The following is a 17,201-nucleotide window of genomic DNA, read 5'->3' as shown; positions in this document are numbered from 1 at the left end:
ATTTTTCTTTGCTTGCTCCTAACTTGTGTAGACACGCATAAATTCGTCGTTATACACCGCATTTAGATTGAAATCAACGAATTCAATTACTGTTATGCAAGGGATGTAAAAGTTAAGATTGAAATCGTTAAAAGATTTATTCTGATTAACAATTTATTATCCTAAACTTAAGGGGGCAAACCTTATTTACTAATAGCCCTTTATTCAAGGTTATTCAATTTAATCTTGTAAAGAATAAAAAAATCAAAGAGATTTCTCAAGAGGTCATTTTTTGACCTTTCCTCTTTTTAGTTTTGGTGGTATGAATTGTCCTACAAAAAATATAAATACATTACTTTTTCTTGCCATTATTGGTGTAACATCAATACTATTTTCAGATTTCCCTATTTTAAACAAGTTTAGTATTCCAAAATGGGCAATTTTAATTCAACCATTGATGTTATCAGTTTTGTTAATGCTGTTAGGCACATATTCCTTAAATAAAACATCTTATCCATTTAAGTTTAAAAACCAGAAAGAACTTTTAGAACTAGATCAAAAAGGAATAATTGTAAGTGTAGTCTTATCTTTTCCTTTAGGGGTTATTTTATTTTTAATTACTCCCTATTTTGAAAGTTTGTTACCAAACTTTTTAAAAGAATTCAAAATAAGTATCATAACTAAGGTTTTTTACGGTGGTCTCAATGAAGAATTGATAATGAGGTTAGGATTATTATCGTTTCTGTACCTCATTTGTAAGAAGTTCTTTACTAGTCTAAAATCAAAAATTTTCGCTTTAGTAATTTCTTCAATTTTGTTTGCATTAGGCCATTTGCCGATTTTATTCATAGATGGAACACCAAACTTTAATTCAGTGGTATTTGTAATTAGTGTTAACGTATTCTTTGGCCTTATTTACGGTTATTTATACATGAAATACAATTTAACAGCATCGTTTATTGCTCATGCCTCTACTCATATAGTGCATTATTTATTAATAATGGTCTTAATTTAAATTTAAAAACTATGGAGAAAATTAGGAAATCAATTTCTACAGAACCGATATCTTGCTTTTTAGCTTTTTTAGTGCTCTTAATTTTTGGAGAAAAATTATGTTTCCATTATTAAAAAATCCTTATCTAGTTACAGGGATGACTTGGGGCACTCTTCTTCTTGAAATATTATTATTTATGGGTATTGCAATTTCAAAAAGTGAACCAAAAAGAAAATATTTACTTTGTCTTGGTATTGGCTTTCATTTTTTAATTGGTTTATTCTTTGGCTTATGGACTTTTTTTATAACAATGACGGGAGCGTTAATTCTCTATTTAGGCCCAAGAGATGGTTTTACTAAAAAATACTTCAAATGGTAGCATATAATTTTCACTCAGCAAAACTGAAATATTCCCCTGCTGCCGCACGATTGCATTATTTGGAATATCTACCTTAATAGCTTAAATACAATTATATTATCTTAACAATCCTTTCCCTCCATCACAATCTATAGCACTACTATAAACATAATCTTTCCAGATGATGAAATTTATAATTCCTACTCATAACTATGTTTACAAAATATTTTAAAACATCTGCTTATACCACACGATGTAATCGTGCGGGAGCGGGGGTAGGTATAGAGAAGACAAAACGATCTGGGTATTTATCGGGTGAAGTAAAGAATAAGGAAGAAATAGTAAAGATTTAGAAGAAAGCCCCATGAAGAAGTAACGAGACAAAATAAGCTCATTGATACTCATAAATGTGAAATATTGTCAATGGGAAGAGTAGAGGTCATGAGTGCGGATTTTGAATTGGACCAAAGCTTTTGTTAACTCATGAAAGCTAGCGCCTCTAATAGGGTGCTTTTTTTTTGTAGCTAATTCTCCATCCTTATAAAATTATAGTTTTTTTCTACTTTGATTATGGTTTTCCGTAATTGTCATAACTCCTACATCTTTATATTTACAAACGTATCAATTATAATGATATACAATAAAATCGATTAAGAACTAAGATAAGGTGCATAACGATGTATTTTATGCGTTTATAAACAAGTTGTGCATAATTATAAATCCAAGAGATGCACTAACCAATTTAAAAAGCTGAACTAACAAAATATAATATGAATGAATTTAGTAGACTTCAAGAACTTACTAATAGATTAAAAAAAGATAAAACGTTCAGGAAAAGAAATATTTCAGAACTAATTAAATTGATTCCTTATATCGGTGGTTTTATTGAAGCTAATACTTTAGGGAAAGAAAGAGATGACGCTCTCTTGAGCAGACTAAGTACTCTTGAAGAAATCGCACATAAAGCGGCTTCCAAAGAAAATCTTAACGATGTTATCAATGTCTTGGAACAACACACATTAATTCTAAATAGACTAGTTTTTGAATTTAAAGATACTTTGTTTAAAGGAGAAGAAATTAAAGTGCCTAAAGTTAAAATTGCTGTTTCTTTTGTTGACCAAGACTATGACATAGCATCTCGTATTGTAAAACAACTGAAAGAAAACAGTATTGAGGTGATTTCTAATAACCATAAACTTGTTTTAGAATTAAACTTAACATACAATAAAGAATTAACGCCAGACACTGAAGGACTCATTGTCTTGTACACTAAAAACTATGAAAGATTCAATAGTTATAGTTACTCAAAAGAGACATTATTAAATAATGCATACAATAAAAAAGCTCAGATATTTACAATAGCATTTGATGAAATCATTGAAACTCAGTTGCCAATTCATAATACGTTTCAAAAAGTTTTCAGCAGAGAAGATATTGATGATTTAATTCCAACTTTTTTCTTTGATAAGTTTATTGAACTTAAAGAAGTTGAGCAAGAGCTACTAAAAAAATATTCTGATGTAGAAACAATTTTAAAAATATACAATTCAGGTTTTAAGAAAATTAATGAGAACAGTAAGAATCAAATTGGCTTTGAATTGTATGAACTAGAACAGCTAACGGGGAAAAGCATCTTTTGTATATACTTATATGATAATATTAATTTTAAAAAGACAATTGAGTTTATAAGTAATTTAAATTCTACTGTCGACATTCTTGCTGATGCTTTTGTGTTAATTAAACGCAGTAAAAAATATGATGAAGAGAAAAGAATTACTAGAATAAAATCATATGCAGGAAAGAACATAAAAGTAATTCATATTGACAATTTTGTTTGGGATAAGTTAACTTCCCACTATTTTGAAAAAGTAAAGCCCGAGACAGACAACACTTACGTCCAACCATTCTTCCATTTTCAAGATAAAAAATTTGATAACTTCAACTTCTTTGACAATTGGTTATATAAAAATAACTCTCCAACACTAATTATAACAGGTTCAGGCGGAATCGGTAAAAGTGCTTTAGCTACGATATTAACAGATAAGATAAATAATACAGATGACAATACTAAGGCTATCTATATTGATGCACTAAAAATATCTAGTGCAATACACCATTTATCTCAGAATGACGATACAATTGATTTGTATGACTTTTATGAAGCCAGTTTAGCTAAGAATACACTAGGCAATAAAATCGATTATGAACTATTTCGAATCAATGTAGATAATGGAAATTTCGTAATCATAATTGATGGTTTAGATGAGATTATTTCTCGCTTAGGGGAACGGTTCGATGTTGAAGCCTTTTTTAACTCAATTCAGCATTTCTCACAAGGAATTGGGAATGGTAAAGTTATACTTACATCAAGGAACTATTTCTGGAATAAATCAAAGTCACCTGAATTCAAAATACAGTCAATTGAGATACTGCCTTTTGACAAAGACAAGGCGCTTGAATTCTTTTCTCGGCGCTATCCCAACTCTCCCAAAATTCCACAAAAAGCTATATCCATAGCAGAGTCGATTACAGGAAAGGATAATGATGAATACATTCCATATGTTTTAGAGTGTGTTGCTTTCATCATTGATGACACAGTTGAGAATGGTGAATATTATGATCCTGATTTTAACTCGGAAATTTTAAATCAACAAATTAAAAATGATTTTATTCTTGGGAAACTGTGTGTAAGAGAAGAACAAAGAACCGAGCAGGTTTCTGTTGATAACCAAATAAAATTGTTTTTTGAAGTTGCATTAACCAACTTAATGAAAAATGATTTGAAAGGCATTTGCGAAAGGGTTCTAAAAGATTCAATAAATGAAAGACAAATTGAAACTTTTCTTGCACATCCACTCATTGACTTAAAAAAAGACCAAATTGTTTTCAAGTATGATTTTTTTAAAAATCATATTAAAAACATCTACTTCAATTTGTTGCTTGAGGGTAAAAGCACACTAAATAATCATCACATTGATATTCTATCCAATTACATTTCCTATAATTCATCATTCACTAATGACTTATGTGAACGTATTAATATTTCTATTGAGTCATTAGAGTTTAGGATTCTTGAATTAATTGAGTCAATAAAAAAGGATACCACAATAAATCAAAAAAGTAGTAGAAGAGCGATATCTGCTTTGTTTATTATCATGCTTAAAATAGCTCACAAACAAAGCAACAGTAATATTGATGTTAATACCAATATTTTAAAGAAGATATTTGAGACAAAGAAAGATGTGCTAAATGAACTTTTCATTATCGATTTATCATGTAAGGATAACAACAAAATAATTTTTGATTTTTCAGATTTAGAAATAAACAATTCATTCATAAGCTCATATGACTATTTCTGGAATTGTAAATTTAATGAAGAAACGAAATTCAAGGATTCGTTCTTTTATAGTTTATATCTTGAGCGGAATATGAGTCCCCTTGTTAAACCGAGCCATTTTATTAACATCAAAGGTTCTGACGATTCTTTTAAAAATGTTATAAATAAAGTATCACAAAAAAGCGAAAATAAAGACCATAAAATTATTCTAGATTTGCATCATTTTTTCTCATTTTTTTGCAAAAATGGAAAACTTGAAAGACGCATACTACCAAAAATTACTAGTAGTTATCAACGAAATATTATAAACCTTGATACAATGATTAAGGTTCTGAATAAAGAGAGTGTGATATCAGTTTATAAGTCTCCAACAGGCAATGAAACTATTGAAGTTAACAAAGATTTCAAATCAGATATCCTAAAATTTCATTCGAATCGGCTTTCAGTAGGAATTATTAAATCATTGTTTGAAAAATTAAAAGAAAGGTCAAAATAACTATGTATAACATTTTGTATAAGTAATGGCAAGGGTTGTGGTAAATTTCAAGGTTTGTAACACGCACAAACTGCGTAGCGGTTTGACAGGGAAGTACCACGCACTCCGCCACTACTAATACAATTTACCGTTGTGCATAATGCGGAAAATCGTGCAAACCATTGAAATTAGTGCTAAAAAAGCCAACGTGCAAATAGCACATTTATTTTTTTGCCAATGCGAAAATCCAACGCTGAAAAAAATAAAAGAGCTGTTTCTTTCCAACTCTCAAATGAGATTGAGGAAATCCGTAATCAAATTAACTGGAAATGAAATAAATTAGCCAAATTGAATTATAACGAATACATAATCCAATGCTAAAAAAATAAAAAGAGAATGTCAAACACGCACGATCCAATTAAGCAAATAAAATTTTTAAGTCAATCATTATCAAATGATAAAAAACCATTATCGTTTTTCATTTCTGCTGGTTGTCCTTTGGGAGTGACTATGCCTGATGGCGAATGGCCTTTAATTCCAGCAATAAAAGAATTAAGTCAGAAAGTAAACGCTGAATTAGTAAAAGAAGAAAAAGCGGGTTTACGTTATGCTGAATTCCTTGAAGAAATAAAAAAAGACTTAAAAGACCACGAAAATATAGAATTGGTATTAAGTTTTGCACGTTCTTTAAAAGATGTTTCTCTTGGTGGAGAAGCAAGAGGATTTACAAATAAAGAATTAATTGAAATAGAGAAAGAGATTTGCTCATACATTGCTAAATTGATAAATGTCGAACTCCCAAAAGACATAACACCTTATCATAAATTTGCATCTTGGATAGCATCTATAGATAGAGATAAACCAATAGAAATTTTTACTACAAACTATGACCTTTTAATTGAACAAGCCCTAGAAGAAACTTATGTTCCGTATTTTGATGGTTTTGTTGGAGCTCGTAATTCATTCTTTGACCTTCGTGCCATAGAAAGTAATTCCATTCCTAAACATTGGACAAGATTATGGAAAATTCACGGTTCATTAAATTGGTATCAATCTAAAAATGCAGTTCATAGAAGTACAGGTAGTAATATTCAAGAGCAAGAATCACATTTAATATATCCATCTCATCTAAAATACGACCAAAGTAGAAAAATGCCATATTTGGCGTTAATAGACCATTTGACAAACTCTATTAAATCAGAACCTGCAATACAAATAACTTCTGGATATTCGTTCAATGATGAACACATAAATGATGCTATACTTAATGCATTAAAAGCAAATCCCACTTCAATTGTAATTGCATTATTATTTGGTAAACTTTCAGATTATCCGAGAGCAGAAGAAATTGCAAAACGGAGACCTAATATTAGCCTTTGGGCTTTTGATAAAGCAATTATAGGTACGAAAAAAGGGAAATGGGAACCTATTGATAATTTTGAAGAAGAGGATAATATTGCAGAAGTAGTTCAAAGGATTGAAACTGTTGACCCAGAGGATGAAGAAAATAAAATTATTTCTTGGAATCTAAAATTAGGCGATTTTGCTAAACTCGGAGATTATCTACAAGAATTGGTTGGTAGCGAAAATGAAGATAACTAATGAAAAATAAAGCTACATTTTTAGGAACCATTGAGGATGTTAAAGGTTCTAGCGTGAGAGTCCTTTTATCAAATGAGTCATTATCAGGTTTAACTTATATTGATGGTCAAGGGTATAGAATTGGACAAATTGGAACATTTGTAAAAATTCCAATAGGTTTTACTTTACTATATGGTATAATATCTCAAGTAGGTGCTAGTTCAGTTCCTGAAAATCTAGTTGACCAACAACCTTATGGAAATAGATGGATGACTGTTCATTTGGTCGGAGAAGGCACTACAAAAGGGAGTTTTCAACGTGGTATTAGCCAATACCCAACAATTGGAGATGAAGCACATTTAGTGTCCGAAAAGGATTTGTCTAAAATTTATGGAAAGGTTTCAGATGTAAATTATATTAAAATTGGCAACATTGCTAGTTCTGAATCTATTCCAGCACTATTGGATGTTGATAAACTTGTTACTAGACATAGTGCAATTGTAGGTTCTACTGGTTCTGGTAAATCAAATACTGTTACTTCTTTATTAAAAGCAATTAATTCTGGAGCTTATCCAAAAGCAAAAATCATATTAATTGACCCACATTCGGAGTACCATACAGCTTTAAAAGAATACAGTAAAGTCTATTCGATTGATGGAGATAATCCATTAAAAATACCATACTGGTGTTTATCTTATAACGAATTAGCTTTAATTTTATTCGACAAGAAACAGGCAACCGATATGCCACAAGATTTAAGATTTCAACAAGAGATTTTAAAACAAAAAATAGAATTATCATCTAAACTTAAATCTGGTGCAATAGCAGAAAACCAAATAACTGTTAATTCGCCAATTCCTTTTGACCTTAAGAAAATCTGGTATGAATTATATATAGAAACTTTTGCTACAGTTAATACTAAAGGAGACTTATCAACTATCGCTTTTCAAAAAGATGCGGATGGCAATGAACTAAAGGGTAATAAGGACACATTAGAATTACCAAAATTCGAATCACCTGGTAATGGAGGTAGCCCACCATTTATCTTAACACCAAATAAACTATTATCATCGTATCTAAACAAGTTACGTGGTAAACTTTTAGATAACAGAATTGACTTTATTTTCGATACATCAGAATATGATGGTGTGAAAAAGGATTTAGATGACCTTTTAAGTGAGTGGATTAATCACGATAAACCAATTACTATTCTTGATTTGGGAGGAATACCTTTTGATGTAATGGATTTAGCAGTTGGATTAATCTCAAGACTTTCGTATGAAACTATGTTTTGGGGTAGATTTTTAGATGGAATCGGAAGACAAAGACCATTATTAATGGTTTATGAAGAAGCTCATTCATATTTACCAAAAGGAGGCAGTAACCAATTTGTTCAAGGTTATTCGAGTTCAGCAGTTAGACGGATTTGCAAAGAAGGACGTAAATACGGCATTGGAGCTTTAATTATTAGTCAACGTCCATCAGATTTGGATTCTTCAATATTATCCCAATGCGGAACTTTTATTACTTTAAGATTATCAAGTTCCGATGACCAATCAATCATTCGTTCTTCTATACCTGATAATTCTAGTGGACTTGCCGATTCTCTTCCCTCTTTACGGACAGGAGAAGCGATAGTAATTGGAGAAGCCATAAAAATTCCAAGCCGAGTACTTATTCCTTTAATGAAACCAAGACCAGATAGTAATGATGCTGTTCCATCATTAGAATGGAAAAAAGAAGATATTGAAAATCCAGATTTTGCTAGAGCAGTAAGTAATTGGAGAAAACAAAAAACTAAAGATTAAAATATGGAAATGATACCAGTAGACTCAACTAATTTATCTGCAATAGGATATGATTATGAATCGGCAACTTTAAGAGTTGACTTTCTCAAAGGAGGTAGTTACGACTATTATGGAGTACCAGCGGAATTATATGAAGGTCTGCTATCAGCAGGTTCGAAAGGACAATATTTGAATATGTACATCAAAAAAGCAGGTTTTACATACTCGCCAGTTTAAAAAGCCAGCGCTAAAAGCCATACACATTCGCAATTCGCACCAGCCAACGCTACACCAAAAATTGCAAAAGAGTATGTCTCGCCAACGCTCACTTCCGAATTAAATAAGAAACATCGGAAAACCAAGCAGAACGTGAAAGCACTATGCACAACAATGTATATAAAACATAGCTATCACAGGCTTTCCGAGAGGTTTTCGCTTATTTATTAAGACCACCAAATTTTTATTTCTGTATATTTAGAATTTAAAAGATAAATAGAAAAAATAAAAATTCGGCTCGTGTATAATCTGAAATGATAGTGTTTTTTAACACGCTACGTTTCATATACAAACCGTTAGCAATAATTAACCAAACCAAGAAACTATGAGCTATAAATCGAAAAATTTAATCCTAATTATCGGAAATGGATTTGATTTGGCGCATAAATATAAAACGTCATATAATGATTTTGCAAATCACATAATTGAAGACATCCTTTCGCCAACATTAATGAACTATAATATTGCCGATTATAATGGTTCTTTAATTACTGAAAATTTTATAGATCAATTAAATAATAATATGGTTAATAATCAATATGGGAATACCATTCAGCGAATTCATTTTTATCAAATTATAAAAGATAATTCTGGAATAGCGAAAACACTCAAGGAAACCCCGTCTTATATAAAACACATAATAACGAATGAGTTTTTAGGTAAACTATTTGACAATCAATATACCAATTGGTTTGATATAGAAAATGCATATTTCACAGAGTTAATTTCAATTGAGGAAAAAATAGTTAGACAAGTTCCGAAAGAGCAACGGATAAAGACACTTAATGCTAACTTAATAGAAATAAAAAAAATTCTTTTTGAGTACTTAAAATCTATTAGAACAGTTGACGATAGATTTATCAAAAAATTCTTTACTTCTAAAGAATTTAATTCATTGGAAAATGTTTACATAATAAACTTCAATTATACGAATACAATTGAAAACTATATTGACCAAAATGAGAAAATTAAAATCAATTACATACACGGAGATATTGAGTCTGAAAATATAATTTTTGGTTATGGCAATGACCAACATCCCAAATACAATCAACTTAAAGAATCTGAAATAGATGAATATTTGAGGTTTTTTAAAACATTTGAGTATTTAAATAACAAACAATACTCTGAAATATATAATCAAGCATTGGAGAAGTTTAATGATTATGACGTATCAATTATAGGTCATTCATTAGGACAGACAGATAAGACATTACTTAAAGAAATTTTAGATAATGCAAAATGTCAAAGAATACATCTCTATAAAAGAAAAGATTTAAATCAGGACTTAATAAATTTAAAGGAAGAATTTAATAAGTTGATTTTTTCTGTAAGCAGAATTATAGATAATGAAAGAGATTTAAGAGTTAAAGTCTTGAATTTTGAGGACAGTAAATACTTTCCATAAATAACTATTGCTAACACCGTGTATAATTCATTGCTAGTACTCGCCTACTTACGAAAATCCTAGTAGATTTTCTATTCGGTTTATATTTATTAATTTAGTTTCTAGAAACACACAACAAAGCTTATACAAAACCGTTACCCATAATATGAAAAAATTGCTCACGATAATATTTAGTTTAATAATTAGTCTTTGTTTTTCACAAACAAAAGAACAACTGATTGATTCAATTATTAAAGTAAACAGAGTGGAATCTGATTGTGTTGGAATTGGCTGTAGGGTAAGTCCGCAATACACAAGATTTCAAGAATTAAAGAAAAAACTATCCGACAAAGAACTGACTGAATTGTCAAAACACAAAAATCCAACAATTCGGACTTACGCTTCAATTGAACTCATTCAATCTGGCAAAGGAAACGTTCCAGAGTTACTATCATCCGAATTACAAAATAATGAACTGGTTGAAACCTTTGAGGGCTGTATAATTGAAATGGACCCTGTTTCTTCAGTAATTTATCACGAATACTAGAACAAAATAAGAATTGAGGCTTCCTCAAAAATTAAAGGGAATAATTACGAGCAAGATTTAGCAATTAATAAAAATCTTGCAACTGACGTTGTAATGGAAAAGTTAGATAGCATAATTATCTATTCTGACAAAGAAGTTTATTGGTTGCTTTATAACAGAGCCTTTGAAAATAGAAAACATAAGGATAATTATTTGCCAAGAATTGAGGAATTAGCTTTTAACAAAAACAATTCATATGCTTTTGAGTATTTAGAAAAATACTATAAATCAGAATACTCAAAAAAATTAGAAAACTATTTAAGAAATGACTTTCCTAAAGCCAAATTTCAAACCGAAAATGAAGTTTTCTATTTGCACTCATTTATAGAAACACTATTGGAAAGCAAGAACGAGGAATTTAAAAAGATTGCAATAAATAAATTAAGAACAAATGAAGTCTGGAAAGACCACAAAGGTTGGTTCAATACGACTTTTAGAAAATACGGAATTGAACTTTGAAAAAATACTGTGGGCAACAATGTATAACCGCAATTACGGCGGATTCGATTTCGTCCGAATCCACTCGGAATTGCTAAAGTGAGGGATAATCCAAAAATTAACAGATATTAAGCTGTAACTAATAAGAATTCATCAAAAATAATGAAGATCTAAAGTTGAGTCTCGGAAACATTAATGAATTCGGACTTATTCCAACGGGAGGGATTTCAGTTAAAACTGACTCGAAAGGAAAGACAAGGAATGCCAATATTAACCTTGTAGTTAAAGGAGATAAGGCTTATAAAAGAGTCACTGTTTTGGTTTACCAAGATTATGGAGAAGATTGGGAAGTATACGAAATTAAATAAAACGCCTAGCTAATACCTGTATAATTAATTGCTTGCGGATTTTTCCTTCGGGCAAATCTCGGAAAACCAAAAGTTCACCACTTTTATTTAACTTTACAAACAAAAAAGCGCAAATAACAATACGCAAAACGTTATCTTACATTATGAATAAGAAATGGGAAACATAGAATCCTCAATGGATTGTTGACATAGCAAAAGAACAGATTCCTGACAAAACGGAGATAATTACAGCTTTGTCAAAGTGTTTAAAGCCTAAATCAGAAAGTAAAGCTTACATTTATTTCGCAAATGGAGATAACCCTAATGGGCCTAATTCTGAATGGCAATTTCAAGAAAACATAACTCTTGAAGATAAAAAGAACGGAACGATTGTTATTGACGTACTAAAAGGAAATAAAATCGGAGGAGTAGAATTTTTAAAATACTTAATATGAGCAGATACTTCAAGAGAAATTGGGATGAAACTAGAGGGGATGAATTTGACTTTTGGGGAAAATCAACTTGGTACTTTGAAGTAGGTACAGATGGATATCCAATTAAACAAATTGAACTTTACGAGAATGGTAACCGATTAAAATATCATTCCGAAAAGACTTTTGATGATTATGGAGGTCTAGGTGATCAAGCCCTGGATATGGATGAATTCAAGGAGTTTGAAATTGAGAAAGCTGAATTTGAAAATGAATGGAAAAAGTCAAACTAAAAAAGGAACATCAAGAGATTCTTGATTTAATTTCTGATTATTTGGCGAATCTTTATAACCAAAGATTTGGACAAATCTATTTTCAATTTTGGGATAAATCAATTTGTAAATGAAAAACACCCTGAAAAGGAAAATTATCAAATAGAGACATATATAAAAACCAAGATAGTGTGATAATCGAACGGATCAAATCACAACTCAAATGGTTTGAAGAACAGAAAAATAGAAGTTAACAATTTGTATAATGCATATACACCCTTCGGGATGCAAACACACCATACAAGAGACGTTCAATAATATTTTCTACAAACACCTTAGTTAAGGTGTTTTTTTTATGTCCAAAATTTAAGTAAGCAAGTATTAAACTAACAGTAGGTTCTCCGCTACATGAAAACAGGTAAACGTTCTTTGACATTATTGTGGTAAATATTTATTTCCCTAATTTGTGAGTATAACGACCTATTTAATGCGTTTGTAAACAAGTTGTACAACATTTAAAAGCAAAGCGGTATAAAAGGACTGATCATCCAATTATGTAAAGTATGTGAAAGTAGAAAATTCACTTTAAAAATAGAGTAAGCTGATTTAAACGTCTAAAATTCAATAAATAAATTTAACAGTCATAAAAAAATAATCGACAAAATTGATAACTATGAATACTAAAAAATCATTGATAAAAGTTAATATAATTACTTTAAGTCTAACTATAATTATTAGCACATTACTTTCGTGTAATGCTGATAATACGCATGAAGAAGTTGGTCAAAGTAAAGAACTTTGGCGTAAAATGGAGCTTTCAAATTCTGAGATTAAAAATATGGCTTTAGACCATAACGTTCATCTGGGGAAAATATACAGTAAGATGTATGATTTTAAGTCAAAAAAAACTGGTAATGAGCAATTTGAAGAAATGAAAATACAATTAATAGCGGGGTTTGCTGAATCTAATGAAATTATAGCATATTGCGAGTTTTTTGATAATGTAAGAAACGCAAATCTAGAAGATTTACTAGAAAATGAATTTGAAAAAGAATATGTTCGAAGTATAACATCAACTCTAAATTCATCAAGTAATCATCAAGAATTAAAAGATAATTTAGATTTAATAATATCTGAAATTGACAACGATTCAAGAGATTTTTTTAAGACTCCTTTGAAACTTTATGCAGAAACATTAAAGGAATCAGCTTATTATTGGTGGTCTACAGAAAAAGGCGGAAGTGGTATTGGATATAAAATTATGGAAAAGAGAGGTAAAAACAGATCTATGAGAACAATGAGAAATGTAGCAGAAACAGATGCAAAAGCTATATCTGCAGGTATGATTGGTATCGCTGCATATGGTAGTTGGGGTGTTTTATTTGGACCTGTTGGTTTTACTTTGACAGGGGCATCATTTATAGGAGTTGTCGTAGGTAGTGCATTTGCTTCAGCTGTATTCTAATGAAAAGGATTGTTTTAATAATTATAACAATAATTCTGATTTTTTTAATGCATTGGCTATTGCTATATGGAGAAAATCAAGAATTATTTGATTTTAGAAATTTTAAAGTGATAAAATCATTTATCATTTCATCTGTTGTAATACTTCTCATCGGAGGTGTTGTATTTTATCAGAATAGAAAGTAACGTTGCACAACACGGTATATAAAATAGTAGTTAAGTTTAAACTGTAAAGTTTATGGTTTTCTGCTATCTTTGTTTCTATACTGAAAAGTAGAGCTCTTTATTCTGATACTTTTTACATACAAAACCGTTGCACCTCTTAAGAGAAAAACGATGCAGAGAAAAATAATTATCATACTATTTCTGACTTTATCTTTCAAAGGATTCAGTAATGAATTAGATACTTTGGACTATTGGCACGTTTATATTAATGACAAAATAATAGCGAAATTTAATTCTGTTTCTAAAGACTTAAATATCAAAATAAACAAATCAGAAATCAAAAAAATCGACACAATTTCAATTCGTTATGGAAAAGATACACGATGTTTGAATTGCAAATACATTCTATTTGTTCGTGACGAAAGAAAACGGAAATTGAGAATTACTGAATCTGACAAGTATTGGGGTAAGTTATCTTTCGGACTTTTGGATTTAATTGAATTCGGACAAAAAAACAAAAGTAAACGCTATGATTTTTATTACTGGGAACGTAATAGTGACGGAAAAAGTGGACGAATGCAATTGATATTGCAAATGACATTGGAATGAAAAAATACGAACGTACAACAATGAATAATCGCAATTACGGCGGATTCGACTACGTCCGAATCTACTCGCTAATTGCTAAAGTCAGGGATAATCCAAAAATTAACAGATATTAAGCCGTAACTGACGGTTATACGATATCGTTAACTATTATTTACTACAAACACCTTAGTTAAGGTGTTTTTTTATTTCCTAAAATTAAGTAAGCAAGTATTAAACTAATTGTAGGTTAATCATTCTTCATATACTTTGAAGCAAAAGGAAAGAATGATAACAAAAACGATAAATAGAGATATTGAAGTTAATACAAGAGATAGAGGAAAAACAACTGTTAGTTTTGACAAAAACAAATACACAAAAGGGTGTAAAATCATAATACCAAACCAAGTAAAACCAATGAATTGTATTCTTTTCATAAAACAAAATTAGTAAAAACAGAATAAGGTAAAAGTGTAGTTAAAGCTTTTTAGCCATAGCGGAAAGAATGATAAAACATATTGTGATTGTTCCAAAAAAAATATAGTCATTAAATCCTTCAAATAGTTGAACGACAACTTGACCTACAACAAGACTTAACAATAATCGCCAATACCATAGTTTTAATATACGCATACATCAAAATTAATAAAAACAAAATAATAGTAAGTTAACACCACGAGTTAAGTTCAGATTTAAAGCAAAAAATATCATCTTTTAATGGGGCTCCTGTTTGTTCTAATTTTTTAACAAAAAAATCAAATCCAGCAAAGCTGCTATTTTTTTAGAAGAAAACTCTGACTTTTTTTAAAATAATTCTAACATGAATTGTCTCGTTACTTCCTTTTAAGGTACATGCATATATATATTGAATTATTATCTAATATAAGTTTGTTTTTATTGTTAATGATTACCTAAAGTTAGATAAAATTAAAGAAATGATTTTTTGTGACCTATGTGGTTGGGGCGATCACATATTCTATACACATATTATCCATAATGATCGAAGATTTGTCTCTTGTAAGAGACATATGGAAACTGAAATAAGAATCTATATAGTATTGAATTTAGCTTTTTATTCTTTGGAAAAAGGTATACCTATAAGTGATCAGAATTTAATAAGAAAGTAAATCCCTATGAATTAATAAAACAGTAGTTAAAAAAAACTTAATACCCATTCAATTAAGGTGAATAAATAATGAAGTGATAAAAGAAACAATAGAGAAAACACCCCTTGATTTTTTGAGTGCCAAAGTTTTCTTTTTGGTTTTTTAGAAAAATAAAGATAATAAGCCAGGTATTCAATTATATAGTAAACAGCAACTAAAATAAGACCAGCAATGAATGGGATCATAACAATTATTTTAAACAAAAATATAAAAATTAAAACAACAAAAAACCTATATATATGAAAGTATGTCAGTTCATAATAATTTATCTTGATCAGTGGGAAGATGGTAATCATTTTTTTAAAAAGTTAAGACAATTGTTAAAGACATCTGTATTGATCCTTTAAAAATTCAAAAACCGAAATGTGGTGAGGAAGTAAACTGTGAGGTATATGGGATACCATTTAGCGAAGTACTAGAAGTAAGTCCTGCCAAGTAGGAGCAATTAATATTTCTAAAAATATATTTTAATATTTTTGGATTAAATATTTATCAAAATGACTGAATTAATAACTCTTGCATCAGCAGGGAATACTGAGCCTCCAGCTTATAAGTTAATTATAGATAAAGGGTATAACGTTGAAAGGAGAGATAATTCTTTAGTGGCTAAAAAAGATGGTCTTATATTTTTAGCATATAGTGCTTTAGAATTGTTAGGTTTAATCGTCTTATTTGAGACGAAAGGTAAAAATTGGGGTGTTGAGGATGAAGTTATAGATGAGTATTGCGATTTATTTGAAAATTAGATAAAGTAAAATATTATAAACTTACCACAAGACACCTTAATTAAGGTGTTTTTTTATGTCCAAGATGTAAGAAAACAAAAGTTAAACTAATTATACGATTACGTAGGTCTTTTTTTTTGTAGTAAAAGGGTTATGTTTTTTCAAAAAAATAACAATTTCTGGAGGCTTATTCAATAAAAAGGTTAGCCACACTCGATCTAACTGATACCTGCAAGTTTGGAAACGTCAATAGTTCCATCTCCTTTTTCCGCTTCTTTAATCAATTTGATCGCCTCTATTACGAAAGTGTTGCAGCATACAGGCGTTTTCTTTAATAAATTCATGTTTTGAGCTGTGGCCAAAACAAATTCATCGACGTTTACTTCTAGGTTTTCTATTTTGATTGTGTCTGTGGTTTTTTCTTGCTCAAATAACGTTTGCCCTTCATTATCCTCAAGTAAAGGAAGTCTTTCACCTGTTTTCTGCCAATAGATGTTTGCGTGGGGTATAATTTTGGTTCGACTATAGTTAAACTTAAAAGTATATATCAATACCACTTTTCGATGGCGCTCTTAGGCTCAATACTGGTTCAATCCAGCTTGATTTTAAGGTTTATTGTTTTGAGGGTTCTAAGCCTAAGATCTAATTTCATTTCTATTGGATGGCTAAAAACGTTAAAAATTTAAGACTAAAACAACCATTAAATTTGAACCAACTCTTGGATTCGCTGTTCTAATCACTAGGGATTAAAGGAGTTTTTAATTTTTTTGTGATTTTAAATTGCTGTTTTGCAGTTTTTTATATTGTTTTTTTTGTGAGTGGTGTATTTAAGGGTGGCGTTTTGGCAT

The 17,201-nt window shown here is 30.0% G+C and carries 15 protein-coding genes; 14 read left to right on the top strand and 1 reads right to left on the bottom strand.

Going from position 1 to position 17,201, the window contains the following annotated elements:
- Window positions 1-301: 301 nt before the first annotated feature.
- From ACXAG7_RS02070 to ACXAG7_RS02005, 14 genes are all read left to right on the top strand, one after another.
- On the top strand, window positions 302-994 hold the full coding sequence (locus ACXAG7_RS02070) for a CPBP family intramembrane glutamic endopeptidase (RefSeq protein WP_476665795.1): 693 nt from the start codon (window positions 302-304) through the stop codon (window positions 992-994).
- Window positions 995-1,091: 97 nt separating this feature from the next.
- Window positions 1,092-1,352 carry a hypothetical protein gene (locus ACXAG7_RS02065; protein ID WP_476665794.1) on the top strand — a complete coding sequence of 87 codons (261 nt, stop codon included), beginning with the start codon at window positions 1,092-1,094 and terminating at the stop codon, window positions 1,350-1,352.
- Between the two features lie 749 nt (window positions 1,353-2,101).
- Window positions 2,102-5,164 carry an NACHT domain-containing protein gene (locus ACXAG7_RS02060; RefSeq protein WP_476665793.1) on the top strand — a complete coding sequence of 1,021 codons (3,063 nt, stop codon included), beginning with the start codon at window positions 2,102-2,104 and terminating at the stop codon, window positions 5,162-5,164.
- Window positions 5,165-5,539: 375 nt separating this feature from the next.
- Entirely contained in the window at window positions 5,540-6,745 is a 1,206-nt protein-coding gene (locus ACXAG7_RS02055) for an SIR2 family protein (protein WP_476665792.1), read from the top strand.
- Entirely contained in the window at window positions 6,745-8,532 is a 1,788-nt protein-coding gene (locus tag ACXAG7_RS02050; protein WP_476665791.1) for an ATP-binding protein, read from the top strand. Before ACXAG7_RS02055 ends, ACXAG7_RS02050 begins: the two co-directional genes overlap by 1 nt.
- A gap of 9 nt (window positions 8,533-8,541) precedes the next feature.
- On the top strand, window positions 8,542-8,748 hold the full coding sequence (locus ACXAG7_RS02045; RefSeq protein WP_476665790.1) for a KTSC domain-containing protein: 207 nt from the start codon (window positions 8,542-8,544) through the stop codon (window positions 8,746-8,748).
- A gap of 364 nt (window positions 8,749-9,112) precedes the next feature.
- Entirely contained in the window at window positions 9,113-10,195 is a 1,083-nt protein-coding gene (locus ACXAG7_RS02040; RefSeq protein ID WP_476665789.1) for an AbiH family protein, read from the top strand.
- 145 nt (window positions 10,196-10,340) lie between these two features.
- Complete coding sequence (locus ACXAG7_RS02035) at window positions 10,341-10,721, top strand: hypothetical protein (RefSeq protein WP_476665788.1); 381 nt, start codon at window positions 10,341-10,343, stop codon at window positions 10,719-10,721.
- Window positions 10,722-10,814: 93 nt separating this feature from the next.
- Entirely contained in the window at window positions 10,815-11,219 is a 405-nt protein-coding gene (locus ACXAG7_RS02030) for a hypothetical protein (protein ID WP_476665787.1), read from the top strand.
- A 155-nt stretch (window positions 11,220-11,374) separates the two neighbouring features.
- Complete coding sequence (locus tag ACXAG7_RS02025; protein WP_476665786.1) at window positions 11,375-11,566, top strand: hypothetical protein; 192 nt, start codon at window positions 11,375-11,377, stop codon at window positions 11,564-11,566.
- A gap of 430 nt (window positions 11,567-11,996) precedes the next feature.
- Window positions 11,997-12,269: a hypothetical protein gene (locus ACXAG7_RS02020; RefSeq protein WP_476665785.1), complete on the top strand. Its 273-nt coding sequence runs from the start codon at window positions 11,997-11,999 to the stop codon at window positions 12,267-12,269.
- Between the two features lie 652 nt (window positions 12,270-12,921).
- Window positions 12,922-13,713: a hypothetical protein gene (locus ACXAG7_RS02015; RefSeq protein WP_476665784.1), complete on the top strand. Its 792-nt coding sequence runs from the start codon at window positions 12,922-12,924 to the stop codon at window positions 13,711-13,713.
- 335 nt (window positions 13,714-14,048) lie between these two features.
- Window positions 14,049-14,486, top strand: a complete 438-nt coding sequence (locus tag ACXAG7_RS02010) for a hypothetical protein (RefSeq protein ID WP_476665783.1) — start codon at window positions 14,049-14,051, stop codon at window positions 14,484-14,486.
- Window positions 14,487-16,125: 1,639 nt separating this feature from the next.
- Complete coding sequence (locus tag ACXAG7_RS02005) at window positions 16,126-16,374, top strand: hypothetical protein (RefSeq protein ID WP_476665782.1); 249 nt, start codon at window positions 16,126-16,128, stop codon at window positions 16,372-16,374.
- Between the two features lie 197 nt (window positions 16,375-16,571).
- Here ACXAG7_RS02005 and ACXAG7_RS02000 read toward each other — a convergent pair whose 3' ends face one another.
- Window positions 16,572-16,904, bottom strand: a complete 333-nt coding sequence (locus tag ACXAG7_RS02000; RefSeq protein ID WP_476665781.1) for a hypothetical protein — start codon at window positions 16,902-16,904, stop codon at window positions 16,572-16,574.
- Window positions 16,905-17,201: the final 297 nt, after the last annotated feature.

It is taken from the genome of Tenacibaculum sp. AWR4_210 (assembly GCF_056160945.1).
Note: the sequence above shows the minus strand (reverse complement) of the source record. Positions and strands in the feature narration are given on the sequence as shown.